Origin of the sequence: Halosimplex pelagicum, assembly GCF_013415905.1 — an archaeon.
Taxonomy (GTDB): Archaea; Halobacteriota; Halobacteria; order Halobacteriales; family Haloarculaceae; genus Halosimplex; species Halosimplex pelagicum.
Map to the genome: position 1 here is coordinate 5,174,688 of NZ_CP058909.1, position 24,344 is coordinate 5,199,031.

The following is a 24,344-nucleotide window of genomic DNA, read 5'->3' on the forward strand; positions in this document are numbered from 1 at the left end:
GGGTTGTTCCTATCCAAAGGAAGCCTTATGCAACAACAACACTGCTAGAACAATGACTAATGAGCAACAAGGAACCGAACCCCCAGACACGGAAGAAGAACCGTGACTGGTGGCCGAACACGCTCGACCTGAGCATCCTCGACCAGAACGCCCGCGACAGCGGGCCCTACGGCGACGACTTCGACTACGCGGCGGCGTTCCAGGAACTCGACCTCGACGAGGTCAAGTCCGACATCGAGGAGGTCATCACGACCTCCCAGGACTGGTGGCCGGCCGACTACGGCCACTACGGACCCTTCATGATCCGCATGGCGTGGCACAGCGCCGGGACCTACCGCGCCTACGACGGCCGCGGCGGGGCGGCCGGCGGCCAGCAGCGGTTCGCCCCGCTCAACAGCTGGCCCGACAACGCGAACCTCGACAAGGCCCGGCGCCTGCTCCAGCCGGTCAAGCAGAAGTACGGCCGCAGCCTCTCGTGGGCCGACCTGATCGTCCTGGCGGGCAACGTCGCCATCGAGTCGATGGGCTTCAAGACGTTCGGCTTCGGCGGCGGCCGCGAGGACGACTTCGAGCCCGACGAGTCGGTCGACTGGGGCCCCGAAGACGAGTGGGAGGCCGACGACCGCTTCGAGGAGGCCGGCGAGATCCAGGAAGGCCTGGGTGCCTCCGTCATGGGCCTCATCTACGTGAACCCCGAGGGCCCGAAGGGCCAGCCCGACCCGATGGCCTCCGCGAAGAACATCCGCCAGACGTTCTCCCGGATGGCGATGGACGACAGGCAGACCGCCGCGCTGATCGCCGGCGGCCACACCTTCGGGAAGGTCCACGGCGCCGACGACCCCGACGAGCACCACGAGCCCGAGCCGGAAGCCGCGCCCATCGAGAACATGGGGCTGGGCTGGCAGACCGACGGCACGAAGGGCGGCGAGATGATCACCAGCGGCATCGAGGGGCCGTGGACGCAGGACCCGACCTGGTGGGACATGGGCTACGTCGACAACCTCCTCGACTACGAGTGGGAGCCCGAGAAGGGCCCCGGCGGCGCCTGGCAGTGGACGCCCAAGGAGGGCGAGGACGTCGAGTCCGCCCCGGACGCCTCGGACCCCGACGAGGAGGTCACCCCCATGATGCTCACGACGGACATCGCGCTCAAGCGCGACCCCGACTACCGCGAGATCATGGAGGACTTCCAGGAGAGCCCGATGGCGTTCGGGATGGCCTTCGCCGAGGCGTGGTACAAACTGACCCACCGCGACATGGGGCCGCCCGAGCGACTCCTCGGCCCGGAGGTCCCCGACGAGACGAAGATCTGGCAGGACCCGCTGCCGGATCGGGACTACGACCTGGTCGACGACGAGCAGGTCGCCGACCTCAAGGCGGAGCTCCTCGACAGCGACCTCTCGCGGTCGCAGCTGGTCGAGACCGCCTGGGCCTCGGCGTCGACCTACCGCGACAGCGACAAGCGCGGCGGCGCCAACGGCGCGCGGATCCGCCTCGAACCCCAGCGGAGCTGGGAGGCCAACGAGCCCGAGCAGCTGGAGGCGGCGCTCTCGACCTACGAGTCGATCCAGGCCGAGTTCAACGACCGTGACGACGACACGCGGGTCTCGCTGGCGGACCTGATCGTCCTCGGCGGCAACGCGGCCGTCGAGGAAGCCGCCGCCGACGCCGGCTACGACGTGGACGTGCCGTTCGAGCCCGGCCGAGTGGACGCGACGGCGGAACAGACCGACGAGGACTCCTTCGAGGCGCTCGAGCCGAAGGCCGACGGGTTCCGCAACTACCTCGCGGACGGCGTCGACCGCCCCGGCGAGGAGCTGCTGGTCGACAAGGCCGACCTGCTGGACCTGAGCGTCGAGGAGATGACGGCGCTGGTCGGCGGCATGCGCGCGCTGGGCGCGACCTACGGGGACTCGGACCTGGGCGTGTTCACCGACCAGCCCGGCACGCTGACCAACGACTTCTTCGTGAACCTGCTCGACATGGGCACCAAGTGGAAGCCCGCCGAGAGCCGCGACCAGGTCTACGAGGGCCGAGACCGCGACACGGGCGAACTGGAGTGGGAGGGGACCCGCTTCGACCTCGTCTTCGGGTCGAACTCCCGGCTGCGCGCGGTCTCCGAGGTGTACGGCTCCGAGGACGGCGAGGCCGAACTCGTCGAGGACTTCGTCGACGCCTGGACCGCGGTCATGCGGGCCGACCGCTTCGACCTGAAGTAACCGCACCCCAACCCGGCCGACCGCCGACCGGTTCGAACCCCACCCGGCCTTCCGGCTTCCCCACGGCTTAATGCGTGGAAGCCCCAGGATCAGGTGCTATGGCTGACGACGTACACAACGAGAGCGACACGTTCGACATCGGCGGGGAGCTGACCGTCCACCGGCTGGGCTTCGGTGCGATGCGACTGACGGGCGAGGACATCATCGGCCGCCCGGACGACGAGGAGACGGCCCGGAGCGTCGTCCACCGCGCGACAGAACTCGGCGTCGACTTCGTCGACACCGCCGACTCCTACGGCCCGGGCGTCAGCGAGCGGGTCCTCCGGGAGGCGCTGGCCGAGGTCGACGCCGACCCGGTCGTCGCGTCGAAGGCCGGCCTCCTGCGCCACCGCGACGGCGAGTGGCTTCCCCACGGCGACCCCGACTACCTCCACAACCAGGTGCTCGCCAGCAAGGACCGCCTGGGCGTCGACTCCATCGACCTCTACCAGTTCCACCGGCCCGACCCCGACACGGACTTCGAGGACTCCGTCCACGCCTTCGCCGAGATGAAAGACGCCGGGCAGGTCGACCACGTCGGCCTGTCGAACGTCACCGTCGAGCAGCTGGATCTCGCCCGCGACATCGTGGACATCGGGACGGTCCAGAACCAGTACAACGTCGCCTATCGCGGCGACGAGGACGTACTGCAGGCGTGCGAGGAGTACGACGTGGGCTTCATCCCGTGGGGCCCGCTCTACACCGTCGACGACGACGGGGTCGCGGGCGTCCTCGACGAGGTCGGCGAGGCCCGCGACGCCTCCCGCCGACAGGTCGCGCTCGCGTGGCTGCTCCACCACTCGGACGTGACGCTGCCGATCCCGGGTACCTCCAGCGTCGACCACCTCGAATCGAACGTCGCCGCCTCGGGTGTCGAACTGACCGACGAGGACCTGGCGAAACTGAACGACATCGACCCGCAGTAGCGCCGCCGCTCCGCGGTTTTCGGTTTCGTAGCGCGGACCGCGAGCGACGGCGCCGTCGCTCGTCGGAGGGAGTGAGTGAACCGACGGGCGCCGTCGCTCGTCGGTGTGAGAGTGGTAGAATGCGGAGTCAGCCCGTCGCTGACGCCGTAGTCGGAGTCAGCGACTTACAGTCGGGTGAGGTTCGACGCGCGCGGACCCTTGTCCGCCTGCTCGACGTCGAACTCGACTTCCTCGCCCTCTTCGAGGTCGGGGCCGCCGACGTCTTCCATGTGGAAGAACACGTCCTCGTCCTCGTCCTCGGCGTCGATGAAGCCGTAGCCGCCAGTGTCGTTGAAGAAGTCGACCTTGCCTTTCGCCATCGTTAGAGGCGCTCCAGGTTGGTCGCTCGCGGACCCTTGTCCGCCTGCTCGATATCGAACTCGACTTCCTGCCCTTCTTCGAGGTCGGGGCCGCCGACGTCTTCCATGTGGAAGAACACGTCGTCGTCCGCGTCCTCGGTCTCGATGAAACCGTAACCGCCGGTGTCGTTGAAGAAGTCGACCTTTCCGGAGGCCATTAGAGGCGCTCCAGGTTGGTCGCTCGCGGGCCCTTGTCGGCCTGCTCGATGTCGAACTCCACTTCCTGTCCCTCTTCGAGGTCCGGACCGCCCACGTCCTCCATGTGGAAGAAAACGTCGTCGTCAGCGTCCTCAGTCTCGATGAAACCGTAACCGCCCGTGTCGTTGAAGAAATCAACCTTACCGGATGCCATTGCGAATAGAGAGATGGGCGGGGGACGTATAGGACTTCCGAGAGAACCGTTACCACGACACGTCGCGTTCGTGAGAGTTTCTCGACGGTCGACAGCTCGCCGCCATCGACCGGTTCGGGGCCGCGGGCGAGGGGTTTTAGTCCGGGGGCACGCAGGTTCGTGTGATGAGCGACGTCGCCGAACCGCTGTACGTCGGCGCGGCCTGGTCGGAGGGATCGTGGTTCGCGGTGGCGTTCGACCGCTCGGGGTTCGATCACGCCGCGGTCTTCGACGAGGTCGGGGACCTGTGGGTCCGCTACGAGGAGCGCGCCGAGCGCGTCCTCGTGGACGTGCCGGTCGGCCTCGTCGAGGAGGGCGAGGAGGGCCGGCGCTGTGACGAGCTCGCGCGGCGCGCGCTCGGACCGACGAGCGGGACGGTCGTCACCCCGCCGGTCAGGGAGGCGACGCGCAAGCGCCGCTACCCCGCCGCCCAGCGCGTCAACGAGCGCAAGGCCGGTCGCGGGGTCTCCGAGCGGGCGTTCGCGATGAGCGACGGGATCGCCGCCGTCGACGAACTCCTCCAGAACGTCCCCGAGGCCCGCGCGGCGTTCGCGGCCTCCCACCCGGAGGTCTGCTTCCGCGCGTTCGCAGGCGAGCCCCTCGAACACGACACGGCCTACGCCGCGGGGTACGCCGAGCGGATGCGGACGCTCGCCCAGCACGACCGCGACGCGCCGCCCGTCGTCCAGGCCGCCGCCGCGGCGACCGAAGGGTACGAGGTCGCCGTCGCCGACGTGCTCGACGCGGTCGCGCTGGCCTACACCGCCGCCCCGGGCGACGGAGAACTGCGAACGCTCCCCACGGACCCGCCGACCGACGCCGTCGGTCTCCCGATGGCTATCACCTACCGCGCCGAGAGCCCGCTCGTGACCGAGTGAGTGAGCGCGGCCGCCGACCTCCCGCCGGGCAGCCCCGAGCGCTTTTCCGGTGCCCGCGCGAATCGGTCGCATGGGCTACACGTGGCAGTACTACGACCTGATCCTGCTCGGCGTCTTCGCGAGCATGGGCGCGGGACTGGCCGTCGGGACGTTCACCGAGGTCGCGGCGACCACGTCGGTGCTCGCCGCCGGAGTCGTCGCCGTCGCGCTCATCGGCCACGGGCTGTTCGTCAACGGCCCCGTCGACGGCGCCGACGACCTCACCGACGAGGTCGACGCGCTGAACTGACCGCCGCCCGCTCGACCACTGCTCGCGAACCGGCCTGGATCCGGCGAGCGCGCGGTCGCCGACTGGTACCCACTCGGCGACAAGGATATCGTATCGGCGAGCCAACAGGGCGGGTATGGAGCACGAGATATCCCACAGACCCTCGTACGCGCAGTTGACCCTCGACCTCGGCCCCGGCGAGTCCGTCCGGTCGGAGGCGGGCGCGATGGTGAGCAAGTCGCCGTCGGTCGACGTGGAGACCAGCGCCGAGGGCGGCGTCCTCAAGTCCATCTCGCGGTCGCTGTTCGGCGGCGAATCGTTCTTCATGAACACCTTCTCGGCGCCCGACGGCGGGCAGATACAGCTGGCGCCCGCGCTGTCGGGCGACGTGCAACACCACGACCTGACCGACGAGACACTGTACGTCCAGTCGTCGTCGTTCCTGGCCTCGGACCCGACGGTCGAGGTGGACACCGAGTTCGGCGGCGCGAAGACCTTCTTCGGGGGCGAGGGCCTCTTTCTCCTCCGGCTCTCGGGAGCGGGTCCGGTCTTCCTGTCGAGCTACGGCGCCATCGACGAACACGAGGTGACCGCCGACGAGTCGTTCGTCGTCGACACGGGCCACATCGTCGCCTTCGAGGAGAGCCTCTCGTTCGACGTGCGGAAGGTCGGCGGGCTGAAGTCGACGCTGTTCAGCGGCGAGGGGCTCGTCTGCGAGTTCTCCGGCGAGGGGACCGTCTGGACCCAGACCCGCAGCCCCGACGCGTTCCTCTCGTGGCTCATCCCCAAGATCCCCCAGCGGAACACGACCACGACGACCTGAGCCGGCCGACGCGAACGGCAGGCGCGGGCGGCGAAGCGAACGGCAGTGCGCGCGGCGGGGCGAACGGCAGTGCGCGCGAGCCGCCGCGCCCGCCGAGCGGTCGGCGGATCCCGCACAATCGTTATGGCAGGTCCGTCCGAACGGGCTGGCATGAGCGAACGAGCCGAACTCGATACGGAGTCGCTGTCCTCGCGCGTCGTGGCCGCGGGCGTGGTCGAACTGTCCGTGCGCGACGAGACGCCGGCCCACGCCGGCGAGATCCGGCGGGCGTGCAACGACGCGATGGACGCGGTCGAGGGCGACGTGCTCGGCACGGTGACCGAGGCCGAGGTGGCCCGGACGCTGAACGAGCTCGAAGCCGACGGCGTCGTCGAGGGCGCGCGCGACGACACGTCCCCCACGGGAAAGGGACGGCCGGACTACCGGCTGGTCCCCCCCGCCGAGGCGATCCGCGCGGCGCTCGCCAACGACGACCGCACCGCGGGGCTCGCCGACCGGATCGGATCGCTCGACTCCTGACCGCCGCTCGAACCGCACGCTCCGCGAGATCGGCTCCCGACCGGTGGTCGAGAGACCGCCGGTCGGCACAAAGCCCATGTGTCGTCGAGCAGACACCCCGGTGTATGCTCCAGGCAGAACTCGAAGTGTGTACGGACTGCGGAGTAGTGCATATGGAAGGCGGCCCGGCGCCGACGAACGTCAGCGAGTGCTCGGCCTGCGGCGGCCGCGTCGAAGACGTCGAACTCGACGACCTGGTCGGGCTGTAGGGCCGCCGAACGCGCCGCGGTAGCGCTCGTCGCGGTCCGTTACCGCCCGAACGTGTTCTCGCTGCCGACGTGTGACGGGTCGTTGTCGTGGCGCGCCTCGCCGCCGTAGCGGAGCCCTTCCTCCGACCACGTCCCCGAGTGCTGGTGCGGCGGGGTCGCCGGCCACCCGCTCGTTGACCGGGAGTCCCCCTGCGGTGACTGGCCGCGCTGCTGTCCTCCCTGCGGCGGCTGGCGCCCCTGCTGTCCGCCCTGGCGGCGATAGTTCTGCTCGCTGGGCCGGTGGTTCGGACTACTGGCCGTCCCGGACGTCGCTCCGCCCCGTCCGCTGCCCCCCTGCCGTGGCTGTCCGCCGCTCCCTCGCTGCTGCTGTGTCTGCTGTCCGGTGTGTTGCTGTGTCTGCTGTCCGGCGTGTTGCTGTGTCTGCTGTCCGGCGTGTTGCTGTGACTGCTGCCCAGAGTGGTGTTGGGACCCCTGATCGACCTGGCGGGGCTGCCTGCCGGTCTGCTGAGAACGCTGACTCCCGGTGTGCTGGCTCGAACCGGGGTGGTCCGCCGGGGACATCGCGCCGCGCTCGCGCTGGTGTTCGGACCGCTCGCGGCGGTCCCGTCGTCCCGAGTCGGTCCCCCCGCCGCCCTGCGAGTGCTGAGTCCGGCGGTTCGCCGTCCCCTGCCGGTCGATCCCCGCGTGTCGGCCCGGCCCCATCGTCTGCCAGTCCGCGCGCTGGGCGCCGTGAGCGCGGTGAGACGCCTGCGGTTCCCGGGTACCGCCCGCGCTCGCCTGCTGGCGGTTCTCCTGGGTCTGGCCTCGGCGCGTCCCCTGGTCGCCGCCGGCCGTCCCCTGGCCCCGTCGGGACTGTTGCTGTCCCGTCGGGCGGTACTCGTCGGCTGTCTCGGCGCCGCGGTGCTGTTCGCCCCGTCGCTGCTGGCGTCGGTGCCCCTGTCGCTCTCGGTCGTCGTGGTCGTGATGCATGAGGATCGCCGGGCGCGAACCCGGTGGACGGAGTCGGGTGCGGCCGCGGAAATAGGACCGAGTCCGTTTTCCGAGCGCTCGCCAGCGACGCCGGCGTAACCCGGTCTTATCGGAGCGCGGTCGGACTCCCGTTCACGGTCCCGGCGCCGCGCTCTCGGTAGCCCGAGGGTACCGCGGCGACGGCGTCGGAGCCGGCGACGGGGCGGACCACCCGACCGCCCGCCTCAGTCGAGTACGCGGCGCCGATCGGTGAACGTCGCGTTCCCGCCGTCCCAGTGGACGGTCGTCTCGATGCGAACGCGGCCGTCGTTTCGAGCGACGCGGAGTATCTCACCCAGCGAGAGCTCGATCCTGGCGGTCCGCTCGGCCGACGCGTTCGCCGAGAGGTTCCCGAACCGGTGGTCCCGGCCCCAGATCCGGCTGCCGGCCGCGTAGATCCGCGTCTCCGCGGTGACGTTCCGGAGCGTCCCGGTCCCGTTGTTCGTGACGTTGGCCGTCACCCGCCGACAGCGGTCGCCGCAGTTTCGGATCTCCGTCACGTCGAGGTCGACCGGGACCGTCGCGTTCGACCGCGCCGGGTCGCTCCCGTTCGGAGTCCGAGCGGCGGCGTTCACGTCCGAGCCGACGCGGTTCGCGTCCTGCTCGGCGCCGTCGGCGGGCGGCTCGCCGGGTCCCGCGGGACCGGCGGCGGCGACCCCGGCCCAGGCCAGCGAGGCGGCCAGGGCGAGGGCGAGGACTGGCGGTATCGACGGGGCGAGCGTGTCGGTTTCGGTGTCGGTTCCGGTCTCCCGGTCGGAACGGAGCACACGGGGGTTCGGGGACCGCCGTGCAAGAACTGTGGGCCGGCATCGACAGGGGGTCCCGGGTCGCTCGCGCGCCTGGGTCGGGGCCGGGACCGGGACCAGGATCGGGACCGGGAGTTTCTCCACGCGGTCCGCCCAACTGACGGGCGATGACCGACCACGCGAACCGCGGATATCGTCGGCTGTTCGACGACGAGTTCTCCGTCGGGCTGTTCTTCCCGATCACGACCGCCGACGGGCCGGTCCCGCCGCTGGGCGAGCAGACCGACCTGGCCGCCTACGCCGAGGAGCTGGGCTTCGACGCGCTGTGGTTCCGCGACGTGCCGCTGTTCTGGCCGCGGTTCGACGACGCCGGCCAGGTGTACGACCCCTGGGTGTTCCTCTCGCATATCGCGGCGAACACCGACGACGTGGCGCTTGCGACGGGCAGTATCGTCCTCCCGCTGCGCCACCCGCTGCACGTCGCCAAGGCCGCGGCGTCGGTCGACCGGCTGTCGGACGGGCGGCTCGTCCTCGGGGTCGCCAGCGGCGACCGGCCGCCGGAGTACCCCGCCTTCGGCGTCGACGAGGACGACGCCGGCGAACTGTTCCGGGAGAGCGTCCGGACCCTGCGGACGGTCTGGGCCGAGGAGTACCCCGAGATCGAGACCCCCTTCGGGACGCTCGACGGGTCGATGGATCTCCTGCCGAAGCCGACGACGGAGACGCTGCCGCTGCTGGTGACCGGTCACGCCGGCCAGTCGCTGGAGTGGATCGGCGAGCGCGGCGACGGCTGGGTGTACTACCAGCGCACCGCCGAGGACGTGGCCGAGCAGGTCGACGACTGGCGCGCGGTCGCGGGCGAGAAACCGTACGTGCAGGTGTTACACGTCGCGCTCGCGGAGGACCCGACCGCCGGCCCGGAGCGCATCCACCAGGGGTACGCCGCGGGGACGGACTGGCTCCGCGAGCACGTGCGGGACCTGCGCGACGCGGGCGTGGACCACGTGATTGTGAACGTCCGCCAAACCGACCCCGGCCGCGACGTGCGGGCGGTCCTCGACCAGTTCGCCGACGACGTGCTGGCGGAAATCTGAGTGCGGGCGCCGAGACTGAGGGCGAGCGGCGACCGGCCGGCTCCGCACGCCGGTCGCCCCGGTCCAGTCTGCCGCTACGGACACCCTTTTTCCCGCGTATCGAGTCCCTGGGATAGAACCGCCATGACGCTCACACCCGAGAAGCGAGACCGGCTGGAGAACCTCCACAGCGCGCTCATCAACGACATCACCGACGAGATGGGCATCGACGACAACGTCATCCCCGGCACCCGCATCCGCCCCGTCTGGTCGAAGGAACCGACCGTCGGCACCGCCCACACCGCCCAGCGCGTCGACATCGGCTACGAGGAGGGCGGCGACGACGACGACGAGGACCGCGACGCCGAGGACATCGACTTCTTCCAGTACCTCGAAGCGACCGAGGAGGGCGACTTCGTCGTCATGGCGGCGCCGAAGGACACCGAGGTGGGCCTGTGGGGCGAACTGCTCTCGACCATCGTTCAGGAGAACGGCGCGACGGGGGCGCTCATCGACGGCCCGACGCGGGACTCGACGATGATCGAGGACCACGAGTTCCCCGTCTGGTCGGACGGCCACAGCGCAATCGAGTCGTTCGGCCGCGTCAGTTTCCGCGAGTGGGACGTGCCCGTCGAGGTCCACGACGTGACCATCGCGCCCGGTGACGTGATCTTCGCCGACTACCAGTCGATCGCCGTCGTCGACCCCGACATCGTCGACGAGGTGCTCGAACGCGGCGAGGAGGAACTCGAACAGGAGAACAACGTCCGGCGGGACATCCGGAACGGCGACAGCGTCTACGAGGTGTGGGACCGCTACGGGACGCTGTAGCGCCGGGGTGTCCTCGCGACGGGCCGGTCGGACATCGCAGCGCTCACAGGTCGAACACCCGCGCCGCGGCGCCGGCCAGCAGGATCAGCCCGCCCAGGATGAATGTCCCGGGAACGGGGAGCACGAACACGAGCGCGCCGACCGCGAGGATCTTCGTGGAGAGTCTCATCTCCTTTCGTCCTTCGTTTCCCGACGGATACGGCTTGGGTCGACCGGGGAGCGTTCGAAGCGGGCACGGGCGCTCACTGGAGGTACCCCAGCTGTTCGAGCCGCGCCTTTCGCTCGGCGCCGATGGAGACCGACCCACGCTCGCCGGCGGCGTCGACGGAGTCGAGCCAGTCGTCGAGCGCGTCGGTCAGGTCGGCGACGAGGTCGGGGTGAGCGTCGGACACGTCGGTCGCCTCACCCGGGTCGGCGTCGAGGTCGTAGAGGCGTTCGGAGCCGTCGGAGCCGCGGACGAGCTTGTGGTCGTCGGTCCTGATGGCTCGCAGCGACCGGTCGTAGGTCCGGAGGTCCTCGGGCACCCGTCCGAGGTTGCGTTCGAGCGCGGCCATCGACGGCTGGGGAGCCATGTACTCGCTGACGACGAATTCCCGAGCGGGAGTCCCGGCGTCGGGGTGGAAGGAGGTGCCGTGGAACCGCTCGCGAGCCTCGGGGGCGTCGATGTCGGCGGCGTCCAGCAGCGTCGGCGGGAGGTCCATCAGGCTCACGAGGTCCTCCAGATCCGAGCCGCCGGTGAACGCGCCGCCGTGGAGGACGAGCGGCACCCGGACGAGCGTGTCGTAGAGGCAGTACTGGTGGTCCATCATGCCGTGGTCGCCGACGTTCTCGCCGTGGTCGGCGGTGACGACCAGGACCGTGTCCTCCCACTCCCCGGCGGCCTGCAGGGCGGTCCGGATCGCGGCCAGTTGCTCGTCGAAGTAGGTGATCTCGCCGCGGTACAGCGCCCGGAGGAGCCCGAGGTCGCGCTCCGAGAGGTCCAGGTCGCCGGCGAGGTACTCCCAGGGCTCCTGGGGCACGTCCATCGCCTCCTCGTAGGTGGCTCCCTCGGGGAGGTGGCGCTCGGTCGTCTCGCGGGGCGGGCGGTACTCCAGGTGCGGTTCGAGGTAGTTGACCAGCAGGAAGAAGGGGTCGTCGCTCGACCGCTCGGTCACCCAGTCGGCGATCCAGTTCGTCGAGCGCTCGGCCCCGTCGTCCGAGCGGTCGCGGACGAACTGCCGATACAGCGTGTTGGCGGCGTTGACGACCGGGTTCCCGTCGAAGAGCTTCCGGGCGACGAGGCGGGCGCGGCTCTCCTCGGTCTCGTCGACGAGCTCGCTCAGGGCGTTGTCCGACTGGACGAGCTGCCACATCTGGCGGAACTCCTCGAAGCCCCGGTCGAAGCCCGACTCGGCGCTGAGCCAGGTGTTGTTCGAGACGCAGACGGTGTCGTAGCCGGCGGCCCGGAACGGTTCGGGCAGGACGGGCAGTCGGTCGTCGAGGCGCTCGTGGTCGGCGTGGGCGCCGTGTTCCGAGGGCGGCGCACCGGTCAGCAGCGAGGCGTGGGAGGGGAGCGTCCACGGGGCCGCCGAGACGGCCTGCGTGGCCCTCGTCCCCGAAGTTGCGAGCTCTGCGAGCGTCGGCGCGACCTGCGAGTCGTAGGCGTCGTCGACTCGCGTCGTGTCGGCGACGACGACGACGACGTTCGGCTGTGCGGCCATTGTCGCCCGGGCTTGGGAGGCCGCACCGATAGCAATTGGCCGCCTACTTCCGGCGGTTGGGACCGTTTCGCTGCCGCTGACGACCGCGCTCGGTACCGACGGCTTACCGGTGGTCGACCGCGGGGCCGCCGCTCGGCCTCGATCGCACTCACGCGGGCGCCATGTCCGGTAAGACCGGCTTACGCAGGCACCGAGTCGCCGCGAGCCTCGCGGTCCGGTCGACGATAGCGGCCCGTCCGAAGGTGGTAAGTATTTCACACGAATACCGGGTCGCGTGATTAGCCCTCCACCCCGCACAGCACTCGTCAGATACGCGACCGCCTGCCTCCTCGTCGTCGCCGCGACCGTCGCGGTGGTCGCCGCCGCGGCGACCGTCACGGCGTCGGCCGGCGCGTCAGCCGACGGAGCGGACCGGTCGGCGTTCGCGACCGCGACTACGGCGTCCGGGACCGCGACCGCGACACCCGAAAGTGCGACCGTGGCGTCCGGAACCGCGACCGTAGCGTCCGGGACCGCGACTGCGGCGTCCGCGACGGCCGCCGAAACGCCCGCCACCGCGACTGCGACGCCGCGGCCGTGTCGCGACGACGAGTACGACCCGCGAGTGTTGCCGTCCGGCTGGACGGTCGACTTCGTCGACCACCTGTCGACCGACTCTCTCGACCGGTGGACGGGCGGCCGGATCGCGCGCGTCGGCGCCGAGGGGGACTGTTCGCTGTTCGTCGCCGCGGGCGAACGCGCGACGCTGTCGGGGACGACCGTCGACGCCTCCCGCGGGGTCGTCACCGGCGCGGTCGACCTCGGAGCGAACGGCTCGCTCCGACTGGTCGACGCGGACAGCGAGGTCTCGGCCGCCGATACCTCGACCGCCGACGCCACGGCCGCCCGCACCTCGACTGCCGCCACCGCGACGGCGACCGTCGCGGGACCGACGCTCGCCATCGAGAACCGCGGCCCGGACTTCTCGACCGAGGTGGTCGTCGCGGTCGGGAACCGGACCGAACGGGTCGCGCTCCCGTCGGGCCGGTTCTTCGAGTTCGCGGTCGCCCGGACCGCCGACGGCGACGTGCGCGTCGCCCTCTGGGGGTCCGACCGAGTGTGGGACGAGAAGTGGGACGCGACGTTCGAGTCGGTCCCCGAGACGGAGTGGCGCGTGCGGGTCGACGGCCGGGCGTTCCTCGACGGGCTCGCGGTGGGTGTCAGTGACCGAGTGACGCCGACGGCCGAGTCGCCCGCGGTCGGTGGCGACGACACCCCCACGCCGACCGAGGACCCGTTCCCCGGGATTCCGGACGGACACGAGCCGGGATCCGGGTTCGACGACGGGAGCGAGGAGTCGTCCGAGCTGTACGGCGAGGGATCGATCTTCCTCGGGTTCCTGTTCGCCGTCTTCGGCGGCCTCGGCGTCCGGTACGCTCGCCCGCTCGCGCGGTTCAACGAGCAGATGGACGCCATCGGCAGCACGACGCCCGCCTCGGAGGTCGAACCCGCCGAGTGGAACGTCACGTTCACGAAGCTCCTCTCCGCCTGTTTCCTCCTGTTGGGGCTCGGCCTGATCGTCGCCGGGGTCCTCTGATCCCCGGGGCGCGACGGCCGATCGCGCACCCCTCACCCCTCGCCGACCATCCGATCCTCGTCGGCCCACTCGCGCTCGCGCAGTTCGTACTTCTGGACCTTCCCGGTCGCCGTCGTCGGCAGATCGTCGACGAACTCGACCCGCCTGACCGTCTTGTAGCTCGCCAGTCGCTCGCGGGTGAACGAGGTCAGGTCGTCTTCGAGCGCGTCGGGGTCGTCGGGCTCGTCGGCGGGGACGACGAACGCCTTCGGCGCCTCGCCCCACTCGTCGCTCGGCGCGGGGATCACGGCCACGTCCGCGACGGCCTCGTGCTCGAACAGCGCGTCCTCCAGCTCGATCGTCGAGATGTTCTCCCCGCCGGAGACGATGATGTCCTTCTTCCGGTCCTGGATGGCGATCATCCCCTCGTCGTCGACCGTCGCCAGATCGCCGGTGTGGTAGTACCCCTCGACCCGTTCGGAGAAGGCCGCCTCGGTGGCCTCGGGTTTGTTCCAGTAGCCCTCCATCACCTGATTGCCGCGGACGACGACCTCGCCGATGGTCTCGTCGTCCCGGGGCACGTCCGCGCCGTCCTCGTCGACGACCCGGACCTCGGTACCGAGATAGCCGAGCCCCTGGCGCTTCTTGACGGCGAAGCGGTCGGCGCTGTCGTCGTCGAAGTGCCGGCGGGCGTCGGAGGTGGTGATCAGCGGCCCGGTCTCGGTCGCGCCGTAGACGTGTTTGAGATACCAGCCGAACTCGTCCTCGACGGTGCGGATAGTCGCCTCGGGCGGCGCGCTGCCGGCGGTCGCGACGCGCACGGCGGCGGCTCCCGTCGTCGCGGGCCCGGCGTCCTCGTAGTGGTCGATCAGTCGGTTGAGGACGGTCGGGGCACAGCAGAGATAGGACACGTCCTCGGCGGCGACGGCCTCGAAGATCCGCTCGGCGTCGACCCCGCGGGTGCAGACGTGTGTAGCGCCCATCCCGGTGATCGCGTAGATGTGGCCCCAGCCGTTGACGTGGAACATCGGCAGGGTCCACAGGTAGGTGTCGTCGTCGCGGATCTCCTGGTGGACCGAGACCAGGTAGGCGTGCAGCGTCTCCGTCCGGTGGGTCCGCATCACGCCCTTCGGGTCGCCCGTCGTCCCCGAGGTGTAGTTGATCGTGATCACGTCGTCCTCGCTCATCTCGGGGCGGTCCACGTCCGGCTCCGGACCGGCGGCGTCGACGAGTGCGTCGAAGTCCTCCCAGTCACCGGCGACCGCGTCCGCGCCGTTGGTCACGAACGTCTCCGTCGGCACCTCGTCGCGGATCGGCTCGATCTTTCCGGCGTACTCCCGGTCGGCGTAGATAGCGTCGACCGCCGCATCGTTCAGAATGTATTCGAAGTCGTCGGGCGTCAGCCGGTAGTTCAGCGGCGTGTGGACGGCGCCGAGTCCCATCGTCCCGTAGGCGGCTTCGAGGTGGTAGTGGGTGTTGGGGTCCAGCACCGCGACGCGGTCGCCCTTCTCGATACCGCGCTCGGCCAGCGCCGCCGAGAAGCGGTCGACCCGGTCGCCCAGCTCCGCGTAGGTGAACCGTTCGCCTGTCGTCGCCACGACCGCCTCGTCGTCGCCGTAGTGGCGCCGCGCGCGGTCGAGGAAGTCCGTCACCAGCAGTGGCTTGTGCATGGTATCGCCTCGCCCGGAGCTATCGGACGGACACCACATAAAGTGGATGTTCGATTGTGTAAGATCGGGGTCGAGGCGCGGCGGTCGAGCCGTGTACCGGTGGCCCTCGCCCGTTCGACGCGGGTGGGAGGCGGCGAGTACAAGGGGTCGGAGTTCGTTGTGGGCGTATGGACTCGACGCAGTCGGAGGACGGCAACGGCCGTATCGCACGCCTGGTTCTCGCCGCCGGCCTCGGCGTGGCCGCGCTGTGGTCGCTTCGGAAGGGCAAACGCCTGCGCGGCGCCCTCGCGGGCGCCGGCGCCGCGGCGCTCGGCTACAGCGCGACGAGCGACGCCGACGGCGTGACCGAACCGCTCGCCGAGGAGTTCGAGATCGACACGGCGGAGAGCGACGAGGTCGAATCGGACGCGACCGAGAGCGACCATCTCCGCTGTGCGGCTTGCGGCGAGCCCATCGTCGCCGGCCAGATCCGCGTCCCCAACGAGGACGACGAGACCGTCCACGAGAGCTGCCTCGAAGCGACGGCGTGAGCCGCTGACTCCCCTTCTTCGAGCTCGGCGTCTCCGGTCGACAGCCGCGGATCTCGCGGTTCGAGACGGTCTCGGTGATCCCCAGGCTCGGCGGTGAGAGCACTGGTCGATTCGTTCGACGCCGGCGCCGAGAGCGGACGTGTACGGCTGCCGAGTCGACGGCCGACGGGACGCTATGGAACGACGTAGGCCACGCCTGAATGTCGACACGGGTTCGAGAGAAACGGGGAGAGCCTAGGCCGGGATTTGAACCCGGGCTCTCGTCCTTACCAAGGACGCGCTTTACCTCTAAGCTACCCAGGCGCGTTTCCGAGTTGCCGCGATTCGTCTTTAGTCGTTTCGATCTCACCCCCGCTGTGCGGTCGAGCCACACGGTAAGTCGGGGGACGGCACGGCGACCGCTCAGATCCGCTCGGCGAGCGCCGCCGGCGTCCCGTCGGAGAACAGCGACTCCGCGAGCGGGAGCGGGCCGTCCGTGCGACCGAGCGTCCCCACGTGGCTGCGCAGGGACTCGGTGACCGACCCGCCGGCCGCGGTGGTGCCCGCGACGGCGGCGAGTTCGAACACGTCGGCCTCCAGGTTGGCGTCGAGGCGGTCGTCGCCGGTGGTCCGCCGGCGGGTCTGGTCGCCGCCGAACGCGCGGACGACGGCGACGGCCTCGCCGGCGGCCTCGGTGCGAGCGAGCAGGTAGAACCCGCGGGCGACCATCACGTCGGCGACGAGGATGTCCATGTCCCCGCCGTCGGCGTCCGCGGTCGCGGTCGGGCCGGCGGCCACGCCGTCGGTCACCGCCACGTCGCCGCCGTCGGTCCGTTCCGCACGGTCGCTCTCCGGGGAACTCCCGCCCTGCGGGCCTCCGTCGGTGCGCTCGCCCTCGCGGTCGCCGGCGATGGCGCCGTCGCGCTCCCACGGCGGGTCCCGGGAGAGCGAGCGGGTGAGGCGCAACCCCTCGTAGATGAGCTGGACGCCGGCCCCGCGGTCGGCGATAGCGTCGGTATCGACCGACGGGGCGTCGATGTCGACCGACGGCCCGTCCGCCGAGCCGGCGGAGACTGCGCGGGCGCTCAACACCGTCAGCACACCGGGTGCCATCGACCCGTCTTCGAGGCGTTCGCGGATCCGCTCGCGGAGGCGGTCGGGTTCGACGTCGCCCACGGCCTCCAGCGCGGCCCCGCGGACCGCCGCGGCTTCCTCCATTGGCGTCGGCTAGCGGTGGGAAGGGCAAAGACCTTTGGAAACGACTTACCGACGAACACCCATGCCGACGCCTGCGACGGCCGATCCGTCGGCCCCGGACCGGTTCGATACCGGGACGGAGGCCCGCCCGTGATCGAGACCGACTCCGACGGCGACGTGTGCGTCGTCACGCTCGACCGCCCCGACCGCCGCAACGCGCTCACGCCGGCGGCCCTCGACGACCTCGAATCCGCCGTCGACGGCGCCGACGCGCCCGTCGTCCTCCTCCGGGGCGCCGGCTCGACCTTCTGCGCCGGCGCCGACCTCGACGCGGTCGCCGAGCTGGGGGACCGCGAGGCCGCCGAGGCGTTCGCTCGCCGCGGCCAGCGCGTCGCGACCACCATCGCCGAGAGCGAGTCGGTCGTCGTCGCGGGGGTCGACGGCGCGGCCCGGGGCGGCGGCGTCGAACTCGCACTGGCCTGCGACGTGCGCGTTGCGACGCCCGAGGCGACCTTCGCCGAGTCGGGCGCGGCCATCGGCCTGCTGGGCGCGTGGGGCGGGACCGTCCGCCTGCCGGAGGTCGTTGGCCTCGGCGACGCGATGGACATCGCGCTCTCGGGGCGGGTCGTCGACGCCGAGGAGGCGCTCCGGACGGGACTCGTCTCACGCATCGTCGACGACCCGCGGACGGTCGCCGACGGGATCGCCGCCAACGACCCGGCGGCGCTCCGGACGATCAAGGAACGTCTGCGCGACGACGGCGACCGCGCCGAGCGGGAGCGCCGCGAGGCCGAGGCGTTCGCCGACCTCCACGCCGACTTCGAGCGGTAGGCGACTCCCGGAGGGGGCGGTCGAACGGCAGGCGAGGGGCTGCCACAACCGAAACCTTCGAGAGCGGTGACCTCTCATAGACGGCTAATGCCGGACTGCGACTACTGCGGGGCGACGTTCGACGGCGAGGACGCCTATCTCGACCACCTCGCCGACGAACACGAGGGGGAACTGGGCTCGATCGATAGACGGCGAGTCGCCGAACGAAACTCCGACGGCGACGGCGGCTTCCCGGTCGGCCCCGCCATCCTCGTCGGCCTGCTCGCGCTCGCGGGCGGGCTGGTGGTCTACGTCACCTTCCTCATGGGCGGGTCGGGCGGGACCGCCGCCGCGAGCGGCCTGCCCGACAGCGGCGACCAGTCGGTCATCTCGCAGGTCCAGACCGAGGAGTCGAACGGCCGGGCCCACGAGCCACAGGGCACGGAGATCGACTACGAGCGCGTCCCGCCGACCAGCGGCACCCACTGGGGCGGCACGTGGGAGACGGCCGGCTTCTACAGCGAGCAACCGCCTCTGGAGTCGCTCGTCCACTCGCTCGAACACGGCGCCGTCGTCGTCTACTACGACCCGGCCGAGCTGACCCCCGAAGCCGAGGAGCGCCTCCGCGGCTGGGCGACCAACCAGAGCGAGAACTTCCGGCACTTCATCGCCGTCCCGAACCCCAACGACGACCCCGAGTCGGCGTACGTCCTCACCGCGTGGACCAAGCGGCTGACGATGGACGAGTACGACGACAGCACGGTCCGCGCGTTCACCGCCGAGTACCTCGGCCGCGGCCCCGAGAACCCGGTTCGATAGCGCTCGGACAGAAGCGACGACTTCTCCCGACTCAGTACAGCGGCTCGGGCCCCGGCGGCGCCGCCCGCTTGTGTTCGCTGCCCTCGTACAGCCCGCGGACTTTCTCGACGGTTTCGGCGTCGACGCCGATCTGGTCGGCCGTCGCCGAGACCGACAGCGGCCCGTCGACGTGCAGCGCCAGGACCGAGTCGAGCGTGTCGTAGTCCATCCCGAGTTCCCCCTCGTCGGTCTGGTCGACCCACATGCCGGCGCTGGCCTCCTTCGCGGCCAGGTCGTCGGGCACGCCGACGTGACGAGCCAGCTGGCGCACCTGCTGTTTGTAGAGGTTCGCGATCGGGTGACAGTCCACCGCGCCGTCGCCGTACTTCGTGAAGTAGCCCACCAGCGCCTCGGTCCGGTTGCCGGTCCCCACGACCAGCCCGCCCTCGGTGTTGGCGACCAGGTAGTTCAGCACCGCCCGGATGCGCACGTAGAGGTTTCCGGTCGCCATCCGGTCCTCGTCGGCCTCGGGGTAGGCGTCGAGGAAGGCGTCGGCGATGGGCGTGATCTCCACCACGTCGTACTCCACGTCCAGCAGTTCGCTCGCCACCCGCTCGGCGTCGCTCATGTTCGACTCCCGGTTCACTTCGCTGGGCATCACCAGCGCGTGGACGTTCTCGGCGCCGACGGCCTCGACGACCAGATGCGAGGTGAGCGTGCTGTCGATCCCGCCCGACAGCCCCATCACCACGCGGTCGGCGCCCGCCGCCTCGTACTGGGCGCGAACGAACTCGGTGATGTGCTCGCGGTGGCTCTCCAGTTCGTCGGTCGAGAGGGTCATGTCGAGCGGGTCGGTCGCTCGGACGAGTTCCTCGGTCGTAGCCATACGGAACGATTGGCGCGAGTGCGACTAATACCCTCGCGTCGACCCGGATCGGTGACCGTCCGTCCACTCGACCGAAGCGCTACGTTCAAGTGATCGGGACTGCCACTTCCACCCGACGGGAGCGCCGTTGGTCCAGTGGTAGGACATTAGCTTCCCAAGCTAATAGCCCGGGTTCAATTCCCGGACGGCGCACTGCCATCTTTTTGCCGGAGGGGTTTCCTCGCGAGCCGGAGGCTCGCTGCGGGGAACCCCTCCGGCAAAAACATGGGTGAAAAAGGCCGGACGACTCGGTCGCTCCGCTCCCTCGCGTCCGGTACGACTGATCGTGCCACCGCCCCCGCACCGCACCGCCCCCGCACCGTACAGCCACCGCCTCCGCACCGCACAGCCACCGCCTCCGCACCGCACAGCTACCGCTTCCGTACCGTACCCGGGGAGCTTCGCTGATACTTGGGTTTAAGCCGCTCCGAGCGAAAGACGGCGCCAATGGCTGAGTGTGACGAGATTCTGGTAGCCGGTCGGCCGGGCGGCGACGCCCGGGCGGTCGCCGACGACCTCGCGGCGGTCGACGGAGTGACCGCCGCCGCGGCGACCGCGGCGGACCCCGCCGGGGTCGAACCCGACGGGGCAGACTGCCTCGTCTGGGTCGGCCCGGCGACGGGCGATGGACTGGCCGCCCTCATCGAGCGCGCCGGCGGGCCGGACGGGACGCCCGTCGTGGTCGTCGCGGACGGGGATCTCCCGCCGGAAGCGGCCTTCGACGCCGGCGTCGCGGACTTCGTGCGAGCGGGCGAGGGGGACGGGAGCGTCCTCGCGCGGCGGGTCGGGCGGTTGCTGGCGGACGAACCCGACAGCAGTCCCGCGGACCGCACGGCGGCGGACGGGAGCGGCGAGGCCGCGGACGCGCTCCGGGCGACGCCGCCCGAGGCGAACGCCGAGCGGGTCCTCGAACGCGTCGACGCCGCGGTCATGGGGATCGACGACGACTGGCGGATCACCTACCTCAACGGGCCGGCGGCCGAGGCGTTGGGAAAGCCGGCCGACGCCGCCGTCGGCGAGGTCGTCTGGGAGGCGTTCCCCGACATCGAGGGGAGCGTCTTCGAGCGGGAGTACCGCGCGGCGCTGTCGAGTCAGGCGGTCCGAACCTTCGAGACCCGCTACGAGCCCGAGGACAGCTGGCTGGAGGTGTCGGTGTTCCCGGCCGCCGACGGGCTGTCGGTGTACGTCCGCGACGTGACCGAGCAAAAGCGGACGAAGGCGGAGCTGGAGCGCAACGAGCGAGCGCTTCGGGACCTCCAGCGGCTGGCCTCCTCGCGCGACCGGTCGTTCGACGAGAAGTTGGAGCGGGCGCTGGCGGTCGGGTGCGAGCGGCTCGACCTGCCGCTGGGGTACATGACCAGGATCGACGGGGACACCCAGACCGTCGTCGCCGCCAACGGGGATGCGGGCGTCGAACCCGGGACCCGCCAGCCCGTCGCGGAGAGCTACTGCCGGCGGACCGTCGAGACCGACGGGCTGCTCGCGCTCGAACACGCCGCCGGGGAGGGGTGGGACGACGACCCCGCCTACGAGCGCCACGGGATGGAGTGTTACCTCGGCGGGAAGCTACTGGTCGACGGCGAGCTGTACGGGACGCTCTGTTTCGGCGCCGACGACGCCCGCGAGGCGCCCTTCTCCGACGCCGAGGAGACGTTCATCGAACTGCTCATCGAGTGGGTCAGCTACGAGCTCGAACGGCGCGAGCGCGAACAGGACCTGGGCCGCTACGAGACCATCGTCCGCTCGGTCGACGACGGCGTCTACGAACTCGACGACGAGGGCCGGTTCACGTTCGTCAACCCCGCGATGAGCCGGATCACCGGCTACGACGCAGACGAACTCGTCGGCGAGCACGTCTCGGTCGTCAAAGACGACGACGCGACCGCGGCGGCCGTCGACGCGCTGCTCTCCGGCGAGGCGACCGAGCGGACCGTCGAGTCGGTCGTCCAGCGCAAGCGCGGCCCGCCGGTCCCCTGCGAGGACGGCCTGACGGCCCTGACCGGCGACGAGGGCGCGGCCCGCGGCGTCGTCGGCGTCGTCCGCGACGTGACCGAACAGAAGGCCCACCGGGAGATGCTGTCGGAACTGGTCACCTCCTCGCGGTCGCTCATGCAGGCCCGCGACCGCGGGGAGGTCGCCGAGATGGCCGCCCAGGCGGTCGCCGAGGTGCTCGGGTTCGAGCTGAACACCGTCCGCCTGTTCGACCGCGAGACCGACCGCCTCGAACCCGCGGGGACGACCGGCGCCGTCGCCGAGCGCGGCGTCGAGACCCCGACCTACGACGTGGACGAGGGCGGCCCCGGCCGGGCGTTCGTCGACGGGAAGATGGTCGTCGTCGAAGACACCGCGACCCTCGACGACGACCACCCCCACGACATCGTCCGCTCGGCGCTGCACATCCCGATGGGCGTCCACGGCACCATCAGCATCGGCGCCGAGACGGTCGACGCCTTCTCGAACACGGATCGGCAGGCCGCGCAACTGCTTGCGACCAGCGCCGCCGCCGCGGCTAACCGCGCCAAGCGCGAGCAGGAGGTCCGCGAGGCCCGCGAGCGGGTCGACACGCTCGTCGACCGGATCAACGGCCTCATCGAGAACACCGTCGAGGTGCTCGTTCAGGCTGGCACCCGGGAGGAGCTCGAAGCCGGCGTCGTCGAGCAGCTCGTCGCCACCGACCCCTACGCCTTCGCCTGGATCGGCCGTCCCGACCTGGCCGCCGAGCGCCTGGAAGCCGCCGCCTGGGCGGGCGACGTGCCCGAACTCGCCGACGCCGTCGCGGACCTGTCGCTGGACCGCTCGGCCGCCCGCGACGCCGCCGACCCCGCCGCGCTCGCGCTCGACGACGAGGCCATCCACATCGTCGACGACCTGGCCGACGCGCCCGACGGGAGCGTCCACGCGGCCGCCCGCGACGCCGGCCTGGGCTCGCTGATCGCCGTCCCGCTCACCTACAAGGACGCCAGCTACGGCGTCCTCTGCGTCTACGCCCCGGAAGCGGACGCCTTCGCCGACCGCGAGCAGGTCGTCCTCGACGCGCTCGGGCGGGCCGTCGCCAACGCCGTCAACGCCATCGAGAGCGGCCGCATCCTCTCGACGGACCGGGTCGTCGAACTGGAGTTCACCGTCCGTGACGACGACCTCCTGTTCAACCGCCTCTCCGGACGGACCGACGCGACCTACGAACTCACGGGGTCGGTCCACGAGTCCGACGGGAGCGTCCGGCTGTACGTCGCCGCCAGCGGCGCCGACGCCGAGGAGATCGAGTCGACCCTGGCGGGCGACGACGGCGTCGCGGCGTCGAGTATCATCGCCGACCACGACGGCGACGTGCTGTTCGAGGCGGTCGTCGACGACTCGCTCGTCGAGTCGCTGGCCGACCACGGCGCGGTCACCCGCTCGGTCGTCGCCGAGGACGGCCTCGTCCGCTACACCATCGAACTCCCCTACGAGGCCGAGGCCCGGGAGCTGTTCGAACTCGTCTCCGACCGCTACCGCGGCACCGACCTCGTCGGCTACCACGAACACGAGCGCCCGGTCCGCACCCGTCAGGAGTTCCGCGAGGCCGTCACCGACCGGTTCACCGACCGCCAGGAGACCGCCATCCGCACCGCCTACCTCGGCGGGTTCTTCGAGTGGCCCCGCGACGTCGACGGCGACGACCTCGCGGGGTCGATGGACATCTCCCGACCCACCTACCACCAGCACCTCCGCGCAGCGCAACGGAAGGTGTTCGACGAACTGTTCGATCCGCACTCCGGGCGGTAGGAGCGGCGCCGACCCACATCCGTTCGCTGCTCGCTCGGCCCGAACGGGGACCGTTCAGTACGAGTTCAGGACGATCGAAAGCGCGTACAGCAGCGCGAAGAACACGCCGAGCCCGGCGAGGAAGGTGACGACGGTCCTGACGACCGACGAGCCGGTGATCCCCGACACCTCCTCGGCCTCTTCGGGTCGACTGGCCGCTTCGCTCTTGGTGACCGCGTCCGGGGCGCTCGCGCCGGTGGCTTTCGATCCGTGTACCGTCTCCCCCGTGTCTTCTCCGCCGGCTCCGTCCATACGCCCCGGAAATGATTCTCCAGGGATAAGTCTTCTGCGCGACCGAAGGGTAGTGTTTAGTTAGCAGCATTGTGCCAGCGAGCGAAACTCTGCAACCAATTTTCAGCTGTTTTCGGTTCAACGTGGCTGAAGCAGTTTGAAAATGAGGAGGTTCGGCGCTTGAGCTCTCGAAAGATCCGTTCGACAGCGTTCCGATTTCCGTGGCGACGCATCTGAAATCGGAGTCCAGCTCGTTGCAGTGCGGTTTGGAGGTGTTGAGCCCCATCAACGAGAAAGACCGCAGTTTCGACATCGTGTTTTTGACGCAGTTCGCGCAGGAAGATCTCGGTCAGAGCGGTCGTCGTCGTTGAAAAGAGGCGGACGTGAAGCAGTTCATTCGTCGCTGGATCAGCGGCGGCGTACAGCCAGAACTGCTGATCGTTGATCCGAATCACCGTCTCGTCAAGCGCGACTTGATTCGGAGATCGACCAGATTCGGGCTGTAGATCGGCTTTCTGCACCCAATCGTGGACTGCCTTCCGACTGCGTTGGACACCCAGACAGTCGAGCAATTCGACGGTATTCGACAGCGACAGTCCCGCAACGTGCGATTGAATACCGAGCGCCATCGCCGGCTCGGGTGTCCGCTCGCGCTCCACAAAATCCAAATCTATCCAGTCTCTATGACCGGTGAGGCGGGCGATTTCTGGCATAGGCACCAAGAAATCACACCGCCTCACCTTTCACGCTTAACTAAACACGACCGACCGAAGTCGCG

26 protein-coding genes and 2 tRNA genes are annotated in these 24,344 nt (G+C 70.3%); 15 read left to right on the forward strand and 13 right to left on the reverse strand.

Annotated elements, in window-relative coordinates:
• The first annotated feature begins 59 nt into the window (after positions 1–59).
• Both katG and HZS54_RS25875 read left to right on the forward strand, forming a co-directional pair.
• On the forward strand, positions 60–2,219 hold the full coding sequence (gene katG, locus HZS54_RS25870) for a catalase/peroxidase HPI (protein ID WP_179919919.1): 2,160 nt from the start codon (positions 60–62) through the stop codon (positions 2,217–2,219).
• Positions 2,220–2,317: 98 nt separating this feature from the next.
• A complete protein-coding gene (locus tag HZS54_RS25875; protein ID WP_179919920.1) occupies positions 2,318–3,184 on the forward strand; it encodes an aldo/keto reductase in 867 nt (288 codons plus the stop codon).
• 164 nt (positions 3,185–3,348) lie between these two features.
• Here the strand turns inward: HZS54_RS25875 and HZS54_RS25880 are convergent, their stop codons facing one another.
• From HZS54_RS25880 to HZS54_RS25890, 3 genes are read right to left on the reverse strand one after another with little or no spacing between them, the layout of a single operon-like run.
• Positions 3,349–3,543, reverse strand: a complete 195-nt coding sequence (locus HZS54_RS25880; protein ID WP_179909710.1) for a cold-shock protein — start codon at positions 3,541–3,543, stop codon at positions 3,349–3,351.
• A 2-nt stretch (positions 3,544–3,545) separates the two neighbouring features.
• Positions 3,546–3,740: a cold-shock protein gene (locus tag HZS54_RS25885; RefSeq protein WP_006883278.1), complete on the reverse strand. Its 195-nt coding sequence runs from the start codon at positions 3,738–3,740 to the stop codon at positions 3,546–3,548.
• Entirely contained in the window at positions 3,740–3,934 is a 195-nt protein-coding gene (locus tag HZS54_RS25890; protein ID WP_006883278.1) for a cold-shock protein, read from the reverse strand. Before HZS54_RS25890 ends, HZS54_RS25885 begins: the two co-directional genes overlap by 1 nt.
• Before the next feature lie 164 nt (positions 3,935–4,098).
• Here HZS54_RS25890 and HZS54_RS25895 point away from each other — a divergent pair, with 164 nt between their 5' ends.
• From HZS54_RS25895 to HZS54_RS25915, 5 genes are all read left to right on the forward strand, one after another.
• On the forward strand, positions 4,099–4,851 hold the full coding sequence (locus HZS54_RS25895; RefSeq protein ID WP_179919921.1) for a DUF429 domain-containing protein: 753 nt from the start codon (positions 4,099–4,101) through the stop codon (positions 4,849–4,851).
• A 70-nt stretch (positions 4,852–4,921) separates the two neighbouring features.
• Positions 4,922–5,140: a DUF8015 family protein gene (locus tag HZS54_RS25900; protein WP_179919922.1), complete on the forward strand. Its 219-nt coding sequence runs from the start codon at positions 4,922–4,924 to the stop codon at positions 5,138–5,140.
• A gap of 115 nt (positions 5,141–5,255) precedes the next feature.
• Positions 5,256–5,942 carry a TIGR00266 family protein gene (locus tag HZS54_RS25905; protein WP_179919923.1) on the forward strand — a complete coding sequence of 229 codons (687 nt, stop codon included), beginning with the start codon at positions 5,256–5,258 and terminating at the stop codon, positions 5,940–5,942.
• 150 nt (positions 5,943–6,092) lie between these two features.
• Positions 6,093–6,461: a hypothetical protein gene (locus HZS54_RS25910; protein WP_179919924.1), complete on the forward strand. Its 369-nt coding sequence runs from the start codon at positions 6,093–6,095 to the stop codon at positions 6,459–6,461.
• 104 nt (positions 6,462–6,565) lie between these two features.
• A complete protein-coding gene (locus HZS54_RS25915) occupies positions 6,566–6,709 on the forward strand; it encodes a hypothetical protein (RefSeq protein ID WP_179919925.1) in 144 nt (47 codons plus the stop codon).
• A gap of 39 nt (positions 6,710–6,748) precedes the next feature.
• Here HZS54_RS25915 and HZS54_RS25920 read toward each other — a convergent pair whose 3' ends face one another.
• Together HZS54_RS25920 and HZS54_RS25925 are read right to left on the reverse strand one after the other, a co-directional pair.
• Positions 6,749–7,678, reverse strand: a complete 930-nt coding sequence (locus HZS54_RS25920; RefSeq protein WP_179919926.1) for a hypothetical protein — start codon at positions 7,676–7,678, stop codon at positions 6,749–6,751.
• 224 nt (positions 7,679–7,902) lie between these two features.
• Complete coding sequence (locus HZS54_RS25925) at positions 7,903–8,484, reverse strand: hypothetical protein (RefSeq protein ID WP_179919927.1); 582 nt, start codon at positions 8,482–8,484, stop codon at positions 7,903–7,905.
• A gap of 146 nt (positions 8,485–8,630) precedes the next feature.
• Between HZS54_RS25925 and HZS54_RS25930 the strand changes: the two genes are divergently transcribed.
• Entirely contained in the window at positions 8,631–9,557 is a 927-nt protein-coding gene (locus HZS54_RS25930; RefSeq protein ID WP_179919928.1) for an LLM class oxidoreductase, read from the forward strand.
• A 123-nt stretch (positions 9,558–9,680) separates the two neighbouring features.
• Entirely contained in the window at positions 9,681–10,367 is a 687-nt protein-coding gene (locus HZS54_RS25935; protein ID WP_179919929.1) for an RraA family protein, read from the forward strand.
• 43 nt (positions 10,368–10,410) lie between these two features.
• Here the strand turns inward: HZS54_RS25935 and HZS54_RS26555 are convergent, their stop codons facing one another.
• The gene (locus HZS54_RS26555; protein WP_281377729.1) at positions 10,411–10,536 is read right to left on the reverse strand and encodes a hypothetical protein; all 126 of its coding nucleotides are present in this window, start codon (positions 10,534–10,536) and stop codon (positions 10,411–10,413) included.
• Between the two features lie 73 nt (positions 10,537–10,609).
• On the reverse strand, positions 10,610–12,067 hold the full coding sequence (locus HZS54_RS25940; protein WP_179919930.1) for a sulfatase family protein: 1,458 nt from the start codon (positions 12,065–12,067) through the stop codon (positions 10,610–10,612).
• Between the two features lie 274 nt (positions 12,068–12,341).
• On the opposite strand from HZS54_RS25940, the gene HZS54_RS26115 reads away from it, so the two are divergent.
• A complete protein-coding gene (locus HZS54_RS26115) occupies positions 12,342–13,643 on the forward strand; it encodes a DUF6199 family natural product biosynthesis protein (RefSeq protein ID WP_218927107.1) in 1,302 nt (433 codons plus the stop codon).
• Between the two features lie 32 nt (positions 13,644–13,675).
• Here HZS54_RS26115 and HZS54_RS25950 read toward each other — a convergent pair whose 3' ends face one another.
• Positions 13,676–15,292: a long-chain-fatty-acid--CoA ligase gene (locus tag HZS54_RS25950; RefSeq protein ID WP_179919931.1), complete on the reverse strand. Its 1,617-nt coding sequence runs from the start codon at positions 15,290–15,292 to the stop codon at positions 13,676–13,678.
• A 167-nt stretch (positions 15,293–15,459) separates the two neighbouring features.
• On the opposite strand from HZS54_RS25950, the gene HZS54_RS25955 reads away from it, so the two are divergent.
• Entirely contained in the window at positions 15,460–15,822 is a 363-nt protein-coding gene (locus HZS54_RS25955; RefSeq protein WP_179919932.1) for a DUF2892 domain-containing protein, read from the forward strand.
• 231 nt (positions 15,823–16,053) lie between these two features.
• Here the strand turns inward: HZS54_RS25955 and HZS54_RS25960 are convergent.
• Together HZS54_RS25960 and HZS54_RS26390 are read right to left on the reverse strand one after the other, a co-directional pair.
• A tRNA-Thr gene (locus HZS54_RS25960) sits at positions 16,054–16,125 on the reverse strand.
• 99 nt (positions 16,126–16,224) lie between these two features.
• Positions 16,225–17,019, reverse strand: coding sequence for a DUF7114 family protein (locus HZS54_RS26390; protein WP_246391742.1), 795 nt, complete (start codon positions 17,017–17,019; stop codon positions 16,225–16,227).
• A 129-nt stretch (positions 17,020–17,148) separates the two neighbouring features.
• On the opposite strand from HZS54_RS26390, the gene HZS54_RS25970 reads away from it, so the two are divergent.
• A complete protein-coding gene (locus tag HZS54_RS25970) occupies positions 17,149–17,829 on the forward strand; it encodes an enoyl-CoA hydratase/isomerase family protein (protein WP_179919933.1) in 681 nt (226 codons plus the stop codon).
• An 87-nt stretch (positions 17,830–17,916) separates the two neighbouring features.
• Positions 17,917–18,627, forward strand: coding sequence for a thioredoxin-like domain-containing protein (locus HZS54_RS25975; protein WP_179919934.1), 711 nt, complete (start codon positions 17,917–17,919; stop codon positions 18,625–18,627).
• Positions 18,628–18,658: 31 nt separating this feature from the next.
• On the opposite strand, the gene HZS54_RS25980 is transcribed toward HZS54_RS25975, so the two are convergent.
• Positions 18,659–19,492 carry an NAD+ synthase gene (locus tag HZS54_RS25980; RefSeq protein ID WP_179919935.1) on the reverse strand — a complete coding sequence of 278 codons (834 nt, stop codon included), beginning with the start codon at positions 19,490–19,492 and terminating at the stop codon, positions 18,659–18,661.
• A gap of 121 nt (positions 19,493–19,613) precedes the next feature.
• Here HZS54_RS25980 and HZS54_RS25985 point away from each other — a divergent pair.
• Positions 19,614–19,684 (forward strand) — tRNA-Gly (locus tag HZS54_RS25985).
• Between the two features lie 294 nt (positions 19,685–19,978).
• Positions 19,979–23,296 carry a bacterio-opsin activator domain-containing protein gene (locus HZS54_RS25990; protein WP_179919936.1) on the forward strand — a complete coding sequence of 1,106 codons (3,318 nt, stop codon included), beginning with the start codon at positions 19,979–19,981 and terminating at the stop codon, positions 23,294–23,296.
• 54 nt (positions 23,297–23,350) lie between these two features.
• Here the strand turns inward: HZS54_RS25990 and HZS54_RS25995 are convergent, their stop codons facing one another.
• Together HZS54_RS25995 and HZS54_RS26000 are read right to left on the reverse strand one after the other, a co-directional pair.
• Entirely contained in the window at positions 23,351–23,587 is a 237-nt protein-coding gene (locus HZS54_RS25995; protein WP_179919937.1) for a hypothetical protein, read from the reverse strand.
• Positions 23,588–23,643: 56 nt separating this feature from the next.
• A complete protein-coding gene (locus HZS54_RS26000) occupies positions 23,644–24,279 on the reverse strand; it encodes an IS6 family transposase (RefSeq protein WP_179918090.1) in 636 nt (211 codons plus the stop codon).
• Positions 24,280–24,344 lie beyond the last annotated feature (65 nt).